Annotated in this window: 14 protein-coding genes and 1 other RNA gene; 14 read left to right on the top strand and 1 reads right to left on the bottom strand. The window is 52.9% G+C overall.

Annotated elements, in window-relative coordinates; all coding sequences use genetic code 11:
* From AN477_RS07935 to trxA, 4 genes are all read left to right on the top strand, one after another.
* Positions 1-645, top strand: a complete 645-nt coding sequence (locus AN477_RS07935) for an efflux RND transporter periplasmic adaptor subunit (RefSeq protein WP_054968639.1) — start codon at positions 1-3, stop codon at positions 643-645.
* A gap of 50 nt (positions 646-695) precedes the next feature.
* A complete protein-coding gene (locus AN477_RS07930) occupies positions 696-1,586 on the top strand; it encodes a hypothetical protein (RefSeq protein WP_054968638.1) in 891 nt (296 codons plus the stop codon).
* 148 nt (positions 1,587-1,734) lie between these two features.
* On the top strand, positions 1,735-2,829 hold the full coding sequence (locus AN477_RS07925; protein ID WP_054968637.1) for a sodium:calcium antiporter: 1,095 nt from the start codon (positions 1,735-1,737) through the stop codon (positions 2,827-2,829).
* 108 nt (positions 2,830-2,937) lie between these two features.
* Positions 2,938-3,255 carry a thioredoxin gene (gene trxA / locus AN477_RS07920; RefSeq protein WP_054968636.1) on the top strand — a complete coding sequence of 106 codons (318 nt, stop codon included), beginning with the start codon at positions 2,938-2,940 and terminating at the stop codon, positions 3,253-3,255.
* A 117-nt stretch (positions 3,256-3,372) separates the two neighbouring features.
* Here trxA and AN477_RS07915 read toward each other — a convergent pair whose 3' ends face one another.
* Positions 3,373-4,689, bottom strand: coding sequence for a glutamate-1-semialdehyde 2,1-aminomutase (locus AN477_RS07915; protein ID WP_054968635.1), 1,317 nt, complete (start codon positions 4,687-4,689; stop codon positions 3,373-3,375).
* A 136-nt stretch (positions 4,690-4,825) separates the two neighbouring features.
* Between AN477_RS07915 and selA the strand changes: the two genes are divergently transcribed.
* The 10 genes from selA to AN477_RS07875 all read left to right on the top strand — a co-directional run bounded on the left by selA (position 4,826) and on the right by AN477_RS07875 (position 15,095).
* Complete coding sequence (gene selA / locus AN477_RS07910) at positions 4,826-6,250, top strand: L-seryl-tRNA(Sec) selenium transferase (protein ID WP_054968634.1); 1,425 nt, start codon at positions 4,826-4,828, stop codon at positions 6,248-6,250.
* A gap of 114 nt (positions 6,251-6,364) precedes the next feature.
* Positions 6,365-6,535 (top strand): hypothetical protein, encoded by a 171-nt coding sequence (locus AN477_RS24355; protein ID WP_157061868.1) that lies wholly within the window; start codon positions 6,365-6,367, stop codon positions 6,533-6,535.
* 445 nt (positions 6,536-6,980) lie between these two features.
* Positions 6,981-8,240, top strand: a complete 1,260-nt coding sequence (gene hisS, locus AN477_RS25230; RefSeq protein ID WP_054968633.1) for a histidine--tRNA ligase — start codon at positions 6,981-6,983, stop codon at positions 8,238-8,240.
* Positions 8,241-8,246: 6 nt separating this feature from the next.
* Positions 8,247-10,043, top strand: a complete 1,797-nt coding sequence (gene aspS / locus AN477_RS25225; protein WP_425388138.1) for an aspartate--tRNA ligase — start codon at positions 8,247-8,249, stop codon at positions 10,041-10,043.
* 59 nt (positions 10,044-10,102) lie between these two features.
* A non-coding RNA gene (gene ssrS, locus AN477_RS23705) (6S RNA) lies at positions 10,103-10,296 on the top strand.
* A gap of 187 nt (positions 10,297-10,483) precedes the next feature.
* Positions 10,484-11,548: a low-specificity L-threonine aldolase gene (gene ltaE, locus AN477_RS07895; protein WP_054968632.1), complete on the top strand. Its 1,065-nt coding sequence runs from the start codon at positions 10,484-10,486 to the stop codon at positions 11,546-11,548.
* Entirely contained in the window at positions 11,548-12,846 is a 1,299-nt protein-coding gene (locus AN477_RS07890) for a replication-associated recombination protein A (RefSeq protein ID WP_054968631.1), read from the top strand. The genes ltaE and AN477_RS07890 overlap by 1 nt, the downstream gene beginning before the upstream one ends.
* Positions 12,847-12,903: 57 nt before the next feature.
* Positions 12,904-13,314 carry an RrF2 family transcriptional regulator gene (locus tag AN477_RS07885; RefSeq protein WP_054968630.1) on the top strand — a complete coding sequence of 137 codons (411 nt, stop codon included), beginning with the start codon at positions 12,904-12,906 and terminating at the stop codon, positions 13,312-13,314.
* A 126-nt stretch (positions 13,315-13,440) separates the two neighbouring features.
* Positions 13,441-14,586, top strand: a complete 1,146-nt coding sequence (locus AN477_RS07880; RefSeq protein WP_054968629.1) for a cysteine desulfurase family protein — start codon at positions 13,441-13,443, stop codon at positions 14,584-14,586.
* Between the two features lie 317 nt (positions 14,587-14,903).
* Complete coding sequence (locus AN477_RS07875; RefSeq protein ID WP_054968628.1) at positions 14,904-15,095, top strand: hypothetical protein; 192 nt, start codon at positions 14,904-14,906, stop codon at positions 15,093-15,095.
* Positions 15,096-15,595 lie beyond the last annotated feature (500 nt).

Genomic DNA, 15,595 nt, shown 5'->3' with positions numbered 1-15,595 from the left:
ATGCGAGCGAGGCAGATTATTCTTGTCAACATCATTATATTCATTGTCCTCATCGCGGCGGTGCTCGGAGGCGTATGGTACTTCTATAACCGGCACAACTATATCACCGTGAATGACGCGCATGTGGATGCTGATATGACATACGTCGTTGGATTAACGCCTGGAAAGTTGACCAAGTGGACCATGTCGCAAGGCGCAACAGTCAGCTCAGGAGACGTCATTGGTGTTGAACAGTTGCCGACTGGGCAAACCATTAACGTTACAGCTCCTGCGAGCGGACAGGTGTTGCAGAACGCAGCCACAGCCGGGGAAGTCATTGGCCAAGGCACTATGCTTGGGGCAATTGCCAACCTGAACACAGAATACATCACTGCCTATGTTCCTGAGACAGAAGTCAGGAATGTCGCCGTGGGTCAGATAGTAGACATTTACATTGACGCTTACCCTGGAGACTCTTTTACGGGAACCGTCGTGAACATCGGAAACCAGTCTGCCGCAGCGTCATCGCCGTTGCCGACGGGTGCCTCGACCGGATCATTCACAAAGACCGTACAGCGGATCCCGATCAAAATCTCATTTTCGGGACGAGACGGAAAGTATATCATTCCACAGATGAATGCAACGGTTCGAATTCACAGACATTAAAATACCAAACTGGGTAAACCAGAGAATCGGCAAGGAGAGGAGGCGGGCGTATGCAGGGTTCCATGCTTGCTGTGGTAGCCGTTGTACTTGTCCTAATATGCTTGCTGATTTGGATGAACGTGCTGATGGTCCGGCGCAGCCGGTCAAATGCCAAAAAGGTCCAGAAAAATTCCGATGTCGAGACGACATCCACTGAACCAAGTCGTCCTTTACCAGACACACAGTTAGCCGTAAGCACAATGGAGGCACCGCAGGCCACTGCGGCAGCCGCATCTGAAGAATCCACAACAGCGTCGCCAAACAGGGAGTACTCGCGACGCAGAGATCGGCGAGAGACTGCGGCTGAGACACGTGATACCGGCCTCCATGTTTCAACTCAAGATGAGACTAAAACATGGTCTGATGATGCCGAGGCAGTGCGTGCGGATGCAGGGAAAGCCGCTGAAGTGACCAAAGAGACGCCGCGGAATGAGGCGGAGCTTGAACCCCACCGAGACGTCGAGGTTGTCCCTTCTGAATATCGGACGCGCCAATCGCAAGGGAAGAAAGTATTTGACCGCAATCGACTTCCGTATTTTTTGCATGGAGCTTCAGTGCCGGAGTTTGATTCAGCGGATTGGCATGAGGTGTTTTTACGGTTGTCAGAAGACGCGAATGTCATGGGATGGGTGGCATTCCACAACGATACCGCTGGGGCATCTGACAGAGAGTATGAGTACGGCTTCCTCGAAGTTCTTCGCAACTATAAAAAGTCAGTCACCAACCTTCAACGTGAGGTCGGGTTGTCCCATGTCATTGAGACCTCAGTGATTGGTGATGAGGGAAAGATTTGGTTCTTAACAGGTAATCAGGACAACTGGTTTGCTCTCTTCGTCGATCGCAAGGCAGACGTCCACGAGATAGCCAAACCGTTTATCAGTCGATTGTTGTCCGGGGATTAAACAAGAGTTGGAGGCGTTTAGGTTGGCGTGCAGACCGAGTGGTCTGGCACGCCATTCGTCGTTTTTGGTGTCCGCGTTCCGCTATCCCTTCGCATAATCGGACGGGCTTGTGCGTAAAGTCTATGGACGGTGTTTTGGGGGGAAGGCTATGCGGGTTGCGGCATTGATGATTTTGGCACTCTTGTTAGTGTTGTTTGGCGCTGAGCTGTTCACCAATGCTGTTGAATGGCTCGGTGTGAAGTTAAAGCTGGGACAGGGCGCTGTTGGCAGTGTGCTCGCAGCCCTCGGAACGGCGCTTCCGGAGACAGCGGTGCCAGTGACGGCAATCCTCCTCGGTCGGGGCAATCAGGCTTCACAAGAGGTCGGCATAGGGGGAATACTTGGAGCCCCTTTTTTATTGGTCACACTAGGTTCTCTCATTATTGCCTTGTCACTGCTTTTAACGAGAAAAAAGGTCAGGAATCCAGCGCAGCTGATGATCCAGAATCGAGCTTTTCACAGAGATATGGGGACTTTTCTCGTTGCTTACTCGTTCGTTCTGATCAGCGGCATTGTGCAGGTGCCGTTGCTGCACAGGGCAGCGCCTTTTTTACTGCTCCTCGTCTACGGGTGGTTTGTTTGGCAAACGATTCGAGCAGGAGGGTCAACAGAGTCTGAGGAATTGCATCCACTGTATCTGCAGTGGAAAGCCGAGACGCCGAGCGGCACAGCAGTCGGTTTTCAGTTAACCTTGTCACTGCTCGCAATTGTCGGTGGGGCACATCTGCTTTCTCAAGGGGTTGAGGAGATTGCAACGATTTGGAACCTTCCTCCGTTCGTTTTGTCAGCAATTCTGATTCCGTTAGCAACAGAGCTTCCGGAAACCCTGAACAGCGTGGTATGGATTCGACAGGGCAAGGACGGCCTTGCGCTGGGTAACATTACCGGAGCGATGGTGTTTCAAAGTACAGTGGTGCCCGCGATTGGAATCTCGTTGACAAGATGGCAACTGAATGGAGAAGCACTCCTGACAGGCGGTTTAACATTGGCTGCAGGTGGGTTGATTTACGGGTTCTTCCGTCTGCGACACAAACTCGTTCCGGGTATACTAATCGCAGCTTCGCTGTTATACTGGCTGTTGCCATTGCAGACTGTGGCCATACGGTACAACTTGATTGTGGCCTGGTGGATTGCGGGTGCCTTGACTCTGATTGCGCTGATGTTGTCTCTCCAGGTGAGTCGGCAGGTGCGCAGCGCCCCATAGGTACAGATCGTTTCCCGCTGTCGGTAAAATGGTTTGGTGTGGTACAATAACCAAGTGAAGAGAAACGTGCCAAAAGGTACGACTTGATGCTGGGAGGTTCGATAGAATATGGCAACACAACAAGTAACGGATGATACTTTTGCTGCATTTGTGCAGTCTGATAAACTGGTGCTCGTGGACTTCTGGGCAACGTGGTGCGGTCCTTGCAAAATGATGGCCCCAGTGTTGGAAGAGGTTTCCGATGAGTATCAAAACCAATTGGTTGTCGGGAAGCTCGACGTAGACCACAACCCTTCAACTGCACAACAGTTTGGCATCATGAGCATTCCAACGATTTTGGCGTTCAAGAACGGCCAAGTCGTAAAGCAAATTATCGGTTATCGTCCAAAGGGCGATCTCGTTGGTCAACTCGCGGACGTCATGTAATTTGACGCTCGCACCAAAACAAAAGGGCTGTCCACCGCGTCGATAGACGTGTTGGACAGCCCTTTTGATGCCTGTGTCATCAGATGGGTATTGTTCAGTTCACGGTCAGGGACTCGGTCAAGTGACAGGTGTCTGCGAGTGTTGGGCCATCTCCATAAAAGTATCGTCTACGGCCTTGAGGGTTGCGACCACATCAGCTTCTGTATGAGCTGTCGATACGAACCATGCCTCGTATTTGGAGGGAGCCAACAACACTCCCCGTTTCAGTAAGCCGCGAAACATTGCTGCAAAGCGCTCAGAGTCCGAAGCCTTCGCATGCGAGTACTGTGTGACTTTACGGTCCGTAAAATAAACGGTGAAAGCTCCGCCAATCCGATTGAGGGTGACAGGAAGACCCGCCTTCGCAGCGCTGGCTAAGATGCCCTTTTCGAGCGTTAAACCAAACTGTGTCATGCGTTCGTAGACCTTGGGGTCCATCAGTGCGTTTAGGCATGCCATACCAGCGCGCATGGAGGCTGGGTTACCGGCCATCGTGCCCGCTTGATAGACTGGTCCAAGGGGAGCCACCTTCTCCATGAGGTCCTTGCTCCCGCCGTACGCTCCGATTGGCAAACCACCGCCGATGATTTTTCCGAGCGCATAGAGATCGGGGTGAACGTCGTACAGTTGCGCTGCCGAGCCATAGTGGAACCGAAACGCCGTGATGACTTCGTCAAAGATAACCAATGCACCCGCCTGATGAGCGACTTTAATGACGTCTCGCAGATACGTGTCACTTTCAGGGGGAACCATACCAAAGTTGCCCACAATCGGTTCAACAAGGACAGCAGCCACTTCTGAACCGTGAACCGCGAGTGCGTCAACCAGGGCATTCAGGTCGTTGTACGGAACGGTAATCACATCCGCTGCGGTGGTCTGTGGAACGCCAGCACTGTCCGGAACACCTATCGAGGAAGGGCCCGAACCAGCGGCCACCAACATTGCATCCGAGTGACCATGGTAACAGCCTTCAAATTTAATCAGTTTATTTCGGCCGGTAACCCCGCGCGCCACCCGAATCGTCGTCATGACAGCTTCGGTCCCGGAGTTGACAAACCGAATGCGCTCGAGATCCGGAATGGCCAACCTCAGCATCTCAGCAAATTCGACTTCCCATTTCGTTGGAGTTCCATAGAGTATGCCATCATCTGCTGCAGCCTTTAGTGCCTGCATGACTTGCGGATGAGCATGACCGTGAATCAAAGGGCCGTAAGCCGCCAAGTAGTCGATATAGTTGTTGCCATCGACGTCCGTAAAACGCGAACCTTCGCCTTTTGCCATCACAATGGGATACCCGCCGCCAACGGCTTTAAAAGCACGGGACGGGCTGTTAACGCCCCCGAGGATGACGGCCTGTGCTCGTTCGTACCACAGGCGTGACTGAGTTGTATCCATGATTTCATTCCTTCCTGAATCTCTATCAACGAACATGGTACCACAACCCAATATAATGATTGACATGCCGCTGATATGTAAAGCTTGTGATAGAGTGAAGGGGAATTGATTTGGACCGTACGACGGAGGATTCGACATGAATAATCAAAACCGCTTGCGTTCTCTTCCTGCCATTGGAAAGCTGCTTCATCACGACCTCATCAAGACAAGGTTCTCAGAAACCAGTCATCAACTGTTGGTTTCCGCTCTTACGGATACACTGTCACATATTCGCAGGCAAGCCCAGAGTTGTGATATCGACGACGACGCATGGGTGGAGATGGCTTCTGTTGAACGGATCGCAGATATGACAGAGCACTGGTTGCAACGAAGGCTTTCGCCGCAGCTGCGACCGGTTATCAATCTCACCGGGACAATCATTCACACGAACCTGGGTCGCGCTCCGCTGAGCCGACGTGCACTTGAAGCAGTTGTAAATGTCGCGCAGGGGTACAGCAACCTTGAATTTGACATCCCTTCCGGAGAGCGCGGTTCTCGTCATAGTCATGTCGAATCACTTCTTTGTGAGTTGACTGGGGCCGAAGCAGGCATTGCAGTCAATAACAACGCTGCCGCCGTGCTGTTGGTACTGAGTACGCTAGGGGCAGGCGGCGACGGAATCGTTTCACGCGGACAACTCGTTGAAATCGGCGGTTCGTTTCGGATTCCCGACATTATGGCGCTTAGCGGCGTCCGTCTCGTTGAAGTCGGGACAACAAACAAGACTCGAATCGATGATTATGTGCAGGCGATATCAGATCAAACGAGGCTCATTCTTCGTGTGCATACGAGCAATTACCGAATCATTGGCTTCACAGAACAACCCGAACGGGAAGCACTGGCGGCGGCCGCTCAAGATCACGGGGTGGTTTTTTACGAGGATCTTGGAAGTGGTGCTCTCTTCGACTACACGGAGCGGGGCATTGGGGACGAGCCAACGGTGCCCGAATGCATCCACTCCGGCGTTGATGTCGTTTCGTTTAGCGGCGACAAGCTCCTTGGCGGACCCCAAGCAGGCATGATTGTTGGGCGTAAGAAATGGATCGATGCGATGAAAAAGCATCCTTTAGCTCGGGCTCTGAGACTCGATAAGATGACGCTCGCTGCGCTTGAGAATACGCTGCTAGACCATTTGGACGAAAAACTCACAGAGAGGGAGGTCCCCGTGGTCCGGATGATCACAGCTCCGTACGCTGAGGTTGCCGCGAGAGCAGAGCAGTTGGCACAGGTGATTCGTTTGCACTCGCAACTAGGGGTGTTGATGGACGTTGAAGTTGGAGACAGTGAATCGACCATCGGAGGGGGGGCGTTCCCGGGAGAAACACTGCCAACGCGCATTCTAACGGTTCAGGTGTCTGGGATCTCAGCGGAGGACCTTGCTGCAGAACTCAGAACCCTTCCCGAGCGGGCAATCATTAGTCGGGTTCACCGAGGACATGTCACGTGGGATGTAAGAACCTTATTGCCTGGTCAAGAGGACCTGCTTGTCGAAGCACTGCTCCAATGGGCGCAACGTCGTTGACAAAGGCTGACCGTTTTGTTTGTCGAGATCTTACGCCTCGCTCTGGATTCGTTGCATAATCCCTACCGAACCTCGGCAATCTATCCTCCATAAAACAAACAAAGGGGGATGGACATGCACGTATGTGAGGCGGATCAACAGCGTGCGTATCTCGCTTGGGACCTGTTTGAGTCTACAAAGTCAGATTTGTCTGCACTGTTGCGCCTTGAAGACAGCGAGATAAGTCCCATGGATGTCTCTCCAAGCGTGTGGCGTTTGCTGTGGGACAAAAGCGGGAAGAACTAGATAAAAGAATTGACGGGCATACGGTGATACAAGTATAATATCGCCCATAAATTATTTTCGTGATTCGATGCCAAGGACAGTAACTGTCTCAACCGGTGTACAGAGAGGCTTGCCGAGGCTGGAAGCAGGCTCACCGTGAACAGCGAAGGACCCCTTGAAGAACCCATGTAAACGCGCATCTGTGCGCCGCATGTCAGAACTGACTCTGATTTGCGTTTTGCAGTCGCAAAAGCATGTGGCGCTGGCGCACGTTACGCGCGATGAGTGGAGCTTATAGGAATCTCTACGAGCTCAATCAGGGTGGCACCGCGGAGCGCGCTTTTCCGTCCCTGTCGAAGTGACAGGCGGAGGCGCGTTTTTTGATTGGTGTCACTTCTTTTTTCGCGTGTAATTTGGAGGCTCGTTTACGTTTGTACAAGTTTGTCTTTAGAGAGGAGCACAAGAGATGTTAACCCAGCGTCCACGGGGAACGTCGGATATTCTGCCCGGTGTTTCGGAACAATGGCAGCGTCTCGAGCAGGCTGTTCGAGATACCTGCAGACTCTACAATTTCAAGGAAATTCGAACGCCTGTATTTGAGCACACAGAGTTGTTTGCTCGCGGTGTCGGAGAGACCACAGACATTGTCGAGAAGGAAATGTACACATTCACTGACCGAGGAGACCGCTCGTTGACCCTGCGGCCGGAGGGAACGGCAGGGGTTGTGCGCGCATATGTCGAGAACAAGCTGTTTGGATCGCCAGATGCGGTGAAAATGTATTATGTCGGCCCCATGTTCCGCTATGAAAAACCGCAAAAAGGGAGAGATCGTCAGTTCCACCAATATGGGTGTGAGGTGTTCGGCTCAGAAGACCCGGGTGTGGATGCAGAGGTCATTGCGTTAAACCTGCACATCCTCGACAACCTTGGCGTGAAAGGTGTCACTGTTGAACTCAACAGTGTTGGCTGCAGTGTTTGCCGACCATTGCACAAAAAAGACATGATCGAGCGTCTGCTCCCCGTTGCGGACAGACTGTGCAAGGACTGCCAAGCGAGGCTTGAGAAGAACCCGCTGCGCATTTTTGACTGCAAGAACGAATCCTGCCAAGCACTGCTGAAGGAAGTCGGGGCCCCAACCATCGCAGAATCCCTTTGCGACGAATGTCAGACGCATTTTAGCGGGGTTCAAGGTGCACTTGATGCCATGGATGTGGATTACCGCCTCAATCCATACCTCGTTCGCGGCCTCGACTACTACACCAGAACGGCTTGGGAGTATGTAGTTGAAGGATTCAGTTCGATTGGCGGCGGTGGACGCTACAACGGCCTTGTGGCACAGGTTGGCGGCCCAGAAACACCTGGGATCGGATTTGCAGGTGGAATGGAACGTGTTCTGATGGTTCTTGCGGAGCAGTCCAAAGAAGCGGTAGAACTACCGCTGCTTGACCTCTACGTGGTTGGAGTAGATGCAAGTGGGCAGCTGGCGGCAGCGAAGCTGTTGCAACAGGCACGAAAGTCCGGGGTGTCGGCTGACAGGGACTATCTGCAACGAAGCGTGAAGGCTCAGTTTAAGGCTGCGGATAGGTTGAATGCCAGATATGTGGCTGTGCTTGGCGAAACAGAGGTCGCCCAAGGGCGCGTTGCACTAAAGAACCTTGCGACCGGAGAACAGGTTGACATGACTTGGGCCGATGCCATTTTGCAGGTCCAACAGAGAGGGGTTTGAACGCTTATGCAAACCATGACAAGAACCCATCGAGCAGTTGAAACCGTCAATGTTACACCAGGCACGACGGTCGTGCTCGCAGGCTGGGTGAGTCGCAGGCGGGACCTCGGCAGTCTCATCTTCGTGGACCTGCGGGACAGAAGCGGGATCGTGCAGCTCGTATTTGACGCCGAGCGCGGAACAGCAAAGTCCGCAATGGAACAGGCCAATCAACTGCGCAGTGAATACGTTCTGACGGTGCGGGGTACAGTCGCAGCTCGGGAAGAAAGGGCGGTCAATCCGAAACTTGCAACTGGCAGCATTGAAGTTGTTGTAACGGAGGTCGAGATTTTAAACGGGTCAAAGACACCCCCATTTTACATTCAAAATGAAGTCGATGTGGATGAAACCGTCCGCTTGCGCTATCGGTATTTGGATTTACGCCGACCTGAGATGCAGCACATGTTGATGCTTCGTCATCGGGTAAATCAGTCGTTGCGTTCTTATCTGAACGGGCAAGAATTTGTGGAGGTTGAAACGCCGATTTTGACCAAAAGCACCCCCGAAGGGGCACGCGATTATCTGGTACCAAGCCGGTTACAGCAAGGGTCTTTTTACGCACTTCCACAGTCTCCGCAACTCTTCAAACAGTTGCTGATGGTGTCTGGGTTAGAACGGTATTATCAATTCGCCCGCTGTTTCCGAGACGAGGACCTGCGTGCAGACAGACAACCGGAATTCACGCAGCTCGACATTGAACAATCATTTATTCCACTGGATGTGTTTCAGTCCATGATGGAGCAGATGTTGCAGGGGCTGTTCCGAGATGTGCTCGGTGTCGAAATTGCTGGTCCGTTTCAGCGGATGTCGTATGCTGAGGCGATGGACAGTTATGGTTCGGACAAGCCGGACCTTCGCTTTGGCATGCCGATTGTGAATCTCGAGGAGGCTGTTCGCGGAACTTCGTTCCGAGTGTTTGAAGACGCCTTGGCAGCCGGGGGCACTGTGAGGGCACTCGTTGCACCAGGGTGCGCGGGGTACTCTCGGAAACAAGTGGACGAGTTGACCAAGTTTGTTGCTACTTACGGACTCAAAGGCCTTGCAACAGTCGCGGTTGCAGAAGAGGGCATCAAGTCATCGATTGCGAAGTTCCTGTCGGAAGATGAGCTGCACAATTTGGTTGGAGCCGCTGGCGCGAAGACAGGCGATTTGATTTTAATCGCGGCGGCAGGTATCAGCGTCGTGAGACAAGCACTGGGTGCCCTTCGACTCAAGCTTGGTGAGGACTTGGCACTGATTGATGAAAATACGTTCAAGTTCCTTTGGGTGGTTGACTTTCCGCTGCTTAGTTACGACGAAGATGAGGGACGCTATGTCGCCGAGCATCATCCGTTTACGATGCCAAAGTGGGAGGATATCCCGCTGCTCGAGACTGAACCAGGCCGTGTTCGAGCTCAGGCGTACGATCTCGTTTTAAACGGCTATGAAATCGGCGGTGGCAGCATGCGTATTTTCCAACGCGAGCTGCAAGAGCGCATGTTCAGAGCCCTTGGTTTTACGATGGAAGAGGCGCGAAAACAGTTTGGTTTCTTGCTTGACGCCTTCGAATACGGGACACCGCCGCACGGTGGTATAGCCTTTGGACTGGACAGACTGGTGATGATTATGGGACATGGCAAGTCACTTCGGGACTGCATTGCGTTCCCGAAGACGTCGAGCGGAACAGACCTGTTGATGAATGCGCCGTCTGCAGTGAGCACGTCGCAGATGGATGTGCTTGGCCTCAACCTGCGGAAACCGAATCCAGAGCAACCAGTGGTTTAAGCTTGCTTGAGACCCTCTCCGGTGGTAACATAAGTTCACAAGCAAGAGCGAGTTTGAAGTACTCCCTGCGCTGTTGGTGTAAGCCTTAGGTGTTTTGAGCCAACACCTTTTTTACGGGAGTCCGGACGTCGCAGATGCACGCACATGCCACGCCAACACTTGTTGGAAGTGGACTTGCAAGCAGTCTGCGCAGGACACCCACCTGCGAGAGCAGGTTCAAAACGGAAGGTTTCACGGCAGGTGCGGGGTAGCCTACATAAGAATGTTTAAAAAGACGGCCAGATGGGCCGTCTTTTTGACGTTTTTACATCCTCTAACACTGCCACGTTGCGCTTTGTGGCTGGATTCAAAGCTCATTGTCTAGGACTTGACCGACTGAATTACTCGGATTTATACTCGTAACATTCACGAGATATTACGGGCGTGAAGTACTGCAGTTGATGGGAGTGGAATTTTTGACGGGGAAAATAGATCTGCGCAGTGATACAGTGACGAAACCGACAGAAGAAATGCGAAAGGCAATGTATGAGGCTGAGGTTGGCGACGACGTCTATGGCGAAGACCCGACGGTGCTTCGACTTGAGGAACTTGCGGCTGAGTTATTGGGTAAAGAAGCTGCATTGTTTGTGACAAGTGGTACTCAAGGAAACCAGGCTGGTATCGCCACCCATGCGAGTACCGGTGAAGAAGTGATCGTTGAGGCACAAGCTCATGTCTTTTACTACGAAGCAGCTGCGATTTCGGTCTTCGCAGGGGCGCAGGTGCGTCAGATTCCGACGGATAACGGGATCATGACACCTGACCAGATTCGCAGAGCGATTCGTTCAAAGGATGTACATCAACCTCGGACGGCGCTGATTGCCGTTGAAAACACGCACAACCGCGCAGGCGGTACAGTTTGGCCGCTCGAGGACTTGGCCGCTGTGGGTGAGCTTGCGAGGCGTTCGGGGATCCCCCTTCACATGGACGGGGCACGTGTGTTCAATGCGGCGGCTGCCCTTGGCGTTCCTGTGCGTGACGTGGTTGAGCATGTCGATACGGTTTCGATTTGTCTCTCTAAAGGGCTGTGTGCCCCTGTGGGCAGCGTCCTTGTCGGACCACGCGATTTTATTGAACGCGCGCGACAATGGCGCAAACGCATGGGCGGCGGCATGCGGCAGGCCGGCGTCATTGCGGCGCCTGGGATTATCGCACTGACGAAGATGGTTGATCGATTGGCAGAAGACCATCACAACGCTCGGTACTTGGCTGAACAACTGGCATCGATGAATGGGATTACGGTTGCACTGGACAAGGTGCAGACGAACATCGTGATCGCAGACATTGGAAACTCCGGCATAGAAGTTCCCGAGTTTGTGCGTGAATTGGCGGCGGAGGGGGTCCTGGCGTCCTCATTTGGGGAAACACTGGTTCGCTTTGTAACTCACCACGATGTCTCCCGAGCTGATATTGAGAAGGCTGTCGACGCAGTACAGCGGGTACTCCATGGAGCGAGGGTGCACTGATGGATCTGTTTGACATGGCAGCTGAACGTGAACAAACGGATTCCGCTCCACTTGCGTATCGAATGCGGCCCGAGACGCTCGACGAATTTGTCGGGCAGGAGGAGGTTGTCGGTCCAGGGACGTTGCTGCGACGGGCAATCGAAGCTGACAGACTGTCCTCGGTGATTTTCTACGGTCCGCCGGGAACCGGGAAAACAACCCTTGCACAAGTCATTGCAAAATCCACGAAAGCCAGATTCGCGACCTTGAATGCGGTTTCCGCCGGTGTCGCTGATATTCGGGAAGTTGTGCGCAGTGCCCAGGATGAACGCTCGATGTATCATCGCAAGACGGTGTTATTTATCGATGAGATCCATCGTTTTAACAAGGCACAGCAAGATGCGCTGCTGCCATACGTTGAGCAGGGGTTGCTGACGCTCATCGGTGCGACAACCGAGAACCCGTACTTTCAGGTCAATCCCGCTTTGGTGTCGCGCTCGCATGTGTTCCGGTTGCAGCCGCTCGGTGAACAGGAGCTGCGAAACTTGCTGCGTCGCGCTTTGGGTGATGAGGATCGCGGACTTGGCTTGATGCGCGCATCGGTTACCCCGGAGGCTGAAGAGGTGCTCGTTCGTGGAGCGTCTGGGGATGCGAGACGCCTTCTCAACACCCTCGAGCTGGCTGTTTTGTCGACCGGTATGCAAGCAGATGGATCGGTCGTTGTGACACGTGAAGATGCGCTTTCTTCCATCCAGTCAAGGCAGGTCGTGTATGATACGAGCGGCGACGAACATTACGATACCATCTCCGCGTTTATTAAGTCAGTCCGTGGTTCAGACCCTGACGCGGCGGTGCTCTGGTTAGCGAAGATGTTGGCAGCGGGCGAGGACCCCCGATTCATCGCCAGGCGGCTTATGATCTCCGCTTCAGAAGATGTTGGGAATGCCGATCCGATGGGTCTTGTCATCGCCACTTCAGCACTCACGGCAGTCCAGCATATCGGTATGCCAGAGGCGCGGATTATCCTGGCTCAAGTGACGACGTATCTCGCTTCAGCTCCAAAGTCGAATGCCGCCTACAATGCGGTAAACCGTGCGCTCGGTGACATTGAGCAGGGGTTAGCGCTCAATGTCCCGCCGCATCTTCGCGGAACAGGGTACCAGGGGGCTGCGGCGCTTGGCAACGGGGTGGGTTATAAGTATCCGCACGATTATCCTGGGCATATAGTTGAGCAAAATTATTGGCCTGTCGGCGTTGAACCGCGGAAATACTATCAGGAACGGACAGACTTGCAGGAAAGACCGGACTCTGGTGAATAGACACGGGTCGTGCGTGACTCAGCCCGTGCACGAGAGGAAGAAGAGAGGAGGACACACATGAAGATTTCTACGAAAGGTCGATATGGTTTGATGCTGCTTGTCGATCTGGCTCAAAACGACACCGGATCACCCGTAGCCTTAAAGACGATTGCAGAACGGCAAGGGTTGTCCGAACACTATCTTGAGCAACTGATTGCGCCGCTTCGCAATGCCGGATTTGTAAAGAGCGTACGGGGCGCTTACGGAGGGTATATTCTTGCTCGGTCGGGCAGTGAAATTACGGCCGCGGATGCCATTCTGACGCTCGAAGGCCCGCTTGAGATTGTAGATGAAGAAATTGATGACGGGTTTCAAGAACTTTGGGACCAGCTTCGAGAGGCTATCCAGAGCGTGCTTTCAGGTGTCACGCTGCAGGATCTTGCGAATATGCGTGACCGCCACGCCGGAAGCTACATGTACTACATCTGACGTGCGGTATATCTGACGTATCATGCGGGGCGGACTTGTCAGGTTGTGGACAATTCCATTAACAATTCAGTTAACGATTCCATTAACGATTCCATTAGCGATTCCAGCAGGAAGAAGTGTGAACGTTTGATTTACCTAGATCACGCAGCGACCACGCCGATCCGAGGAGAAGTGATGGAGGCGATGGTGCCTTTTCTAACCGAAGAGTACGGCAATGCCTCCAGCATCTACGGGTTGGGCCGTGGCGCGCGATCCGCTGTCGACAAGGCACGGCACTCGGTTGCACAGTTTTTCGGGTGTGCGGATAGCGAGATCGTGTTCACAAGCGGGGGGACAGAGTCGATTCACAGTGCACTGCTTGGTGCGTGGCTTGCCCGACCGGATCGCAAGCATATCATTACAACGGCTGTTGAACATCATGCCGTTCTCCATACTTGCGATCTCCTGCACGAAATGGGCCTCGAGGTCACCATCCTAGACGTCGATGAGAACGGACGGGTGTCTGTAGAAGATGTGATTGGGGCAATTCGGGGGGACACCTTGTGTGTCTCCGTGATGATGGTCAACAATGAACTTGGCTCAGTGAACCAGGTTGCCGCCATCGCCGAAGCGGTTCATCGTGCTTCTCCGGATGTTTTGGTGCACTCAGATATGGTACAGGCTGCAGGTGTGTTTCGGCTGGAGCTTGATCGTTCAGGCGTCGATCTCGCCAGCATGACCGCGCACAAACTGGGTGGACCAAAAGGTATCGGAGCGCTGTATATTCGGCGGGGGACTCAGTGGAAGTCTGTTTTACGCGGCGGAGCTCAGGAGCGTGAGCGTCGAGCCGGTACGGAGAATACGGCCGCTATTGTGGGATTCGGTGCGGCCGTTGACTGGCTGAGTCGTCACTTTGAAGAACATACGGAAGCAATTCGCGTACGCTCGCAAGCTCTTCGTGAGGGATTATCCAAGATATCCGCTATCACTTGGAACAGCCCGCCTGACGGAGTTCCTCATATATTGAATGTCCGCTTTCATGGCATTCGTGCTGACCGTTTGTTGATGCGCCTTGACCTGGAGGGTGTTGCCGCTTCAGCAGGATCAGCCTGTGCCGCAGGAAGTTTGACCCCGAGTCATGTGCTTTTGGCGATTGGACTAGACCCGAAAGCAGCGCGAGAATCGGTTCGCTTCAGTCTGTCCGACGAGATGACAGAAGAGGAGATCTCCCAAGCGCTGGAGATTATCGAGCGTACTGTGTCTCAGTTGCAATCGACAACCCGACCTTCGTAAGTGAAAATGAGGGGCAGAATTCGAAAAATCTGTAGCACAATGAAATTCATCTGTTGCGTCAAATACCCACATGGGTTACGATAAAGATTGTAAGTTTACCGTATATTTTACCCTTCAAAATTTCTGTGAAGATGGTTTACAGCCAACTGCACAGATCCTTTTGTGTGTCCTACACGGCAGTCATAGAGGAGTTTATGAGAAGTACTCCACTGGTACCTTCCTCTATGATCTTTGCTTTCACGTTCTATTCTAGCGTTTAGCGATCCTGTCATCTGGACAGGCTAGATGTGAATCTTTCTCGTAAAGGAGACGAAAAGATGCGATGCCCGCACTGTAATTCTCGTGATTACGGCAAAATTGGCGCCAACCAGTTCTATTGCTGGGGCTGCTTTATGGAATTTAGCATTTCAGGTGATGATGTAAGAATGTTTGAAGTGGCTGAAGATGGGTCACTTGTTGCAGTCGATCCGCTTTCCCCGACGATGGAGTTCGAGGCCGGCACAGCGTAACGAGAGCGCCCGGTGGGCGCATGCCGTTCAGATACACTTGTTCAGATGTTGAGATACCTGTTGAGATACCTGTTCAGATACTTAATGATAGTGAGACTGTCGCCCCTTGGGATGCCCCCGAGGGGTCTTTTATGGTTGCGGGACGGCTTGTTTGCAGTACCTTATCTTGTTCCTGGTATCCTGTGTCCGTGTCGCGTGCTGTTAAGCCTCGCAGCATCGGTACATGTACCACTTGAAAAAGAAAATACGCGAAGGAAGAAGATTCCACTGGATCTCGGTTTGGAGGCGTGATATATTAGTCGATGTCGCCGCGAGGCGGCTGCGATGAAAACCTGATAACAACGCTGATATTGAGGCGAGCTATCAGGCATCAAAATGAAGTTGGTTCCTTGAAAACTAAACACACGCAGAGAGTGAAACGTACAGATTCGAAGTGAGCATCTTCGGCAACGAAGAGAGCAAACTTCTCAACTTTGAGAGTTTGATCCTGGCTCAGGACG

This window comes from Paenalicyclobacillus ferrooxydans, assembly GCF_001399675.1.
Taxonomy (GTDB): domain Bacteria; phylum Bacillota; class Bacilli; order Alicyclobacillales; family Alicyclobacillaceae; genus Alicyclobacillus_B; species Alicyclobacillus_B ferrooxydans.
This window is presented reverse-complemented; position numbering and strand designations above follow the sequence as displayed.

Bases quoted from the DNA above. Each gene is read 5' to 3' on its own strand.
- AN477_RS24355 (WP_157061868.1), top strand. From the start codon at position 6,365: ATGCACGTATGTGAGGCGGATCAACAGCGTGCGTATCTCGCTTGGGAC.
- AN477_RS07915 (WP_054968635.1), bottom strand. From the start codon at position 4,689: ATGGATACAACTCAGTCACGCCTGTGGTACGAACGAGCACAGGCCGTC.
- trxA (WP_054968636.1), top strand. From the start codon at position 2,938: ATGGCAACACAACAAGTAACGGATGATACTTTTGCTGCATTTGTGCAG.
- hisS (WP_054968633.1), top strand. From the start codon at position 6,981: ATGTTAACCCAGCGTCCACGGGGAACGTCGGATATTCTGCCCGGTGTT.
- AN477_RS07875 (WP_054968628.1), top strand. From the start codon at position 14,904: ATGCGATGCCCGCACTGTAATTCTCGTGATTACGGCAAAATTGGCGCC.
- ltaE (WP_054968632.1), top strand. From the start codon at position 10,484: ATGGGAGTGGAATTTTTGACGGGGAAAATAGATCTGCGCAGTGATACA.
- AN477_RS07935 (WP_054968639.1), top strand. From the start codon at position 1: ATGCGAGCGAGGCAGATTATTCTTGTCAACATCATTATATTCATTGTC.
- aspS (WP_425388138.1), top strand. From the start codon at position 8,247: ATGCAAACCATGACAAGAACCCATCGAGCAGTTGAAACCGTCAATGTT.
- AN477_RS07925 (WP_054968637.1), top strand. From the start codon at position 1,735: ATGCGGGTTGCGGCATTGATGATTTTGGCACTCTTGTTAGTGTTGTTT.
- AN477_RS07930 (WP_054968638.1), top strand. From the start codon at position 696: ATGCAGGGTTCCATGCTTGCTGTGGTAGCCGTTGTACTTGTCCTAATA.
- selA (WP_054968634.1), top strand. From the start codon at position 4,826: ATGAATAATCAAAACCGCTTGCGTTCTCTTCCTGCCATTGGAAAGCTG.
- AN477_RS07890 (WP_054968631.1), top strand. From the start codon at position 11,548: ATGGATCTGTTTGACATGGCAGCTGAACGTGAACAAACGGATTCCGCT.
- AN477_RS07885 (WP_054968630.1), top strand. From the start codon at position 12,904: ATGAAGATTTCTACGAAAGGTCGATATGGTTTGATGCTGCTTGTCGAT.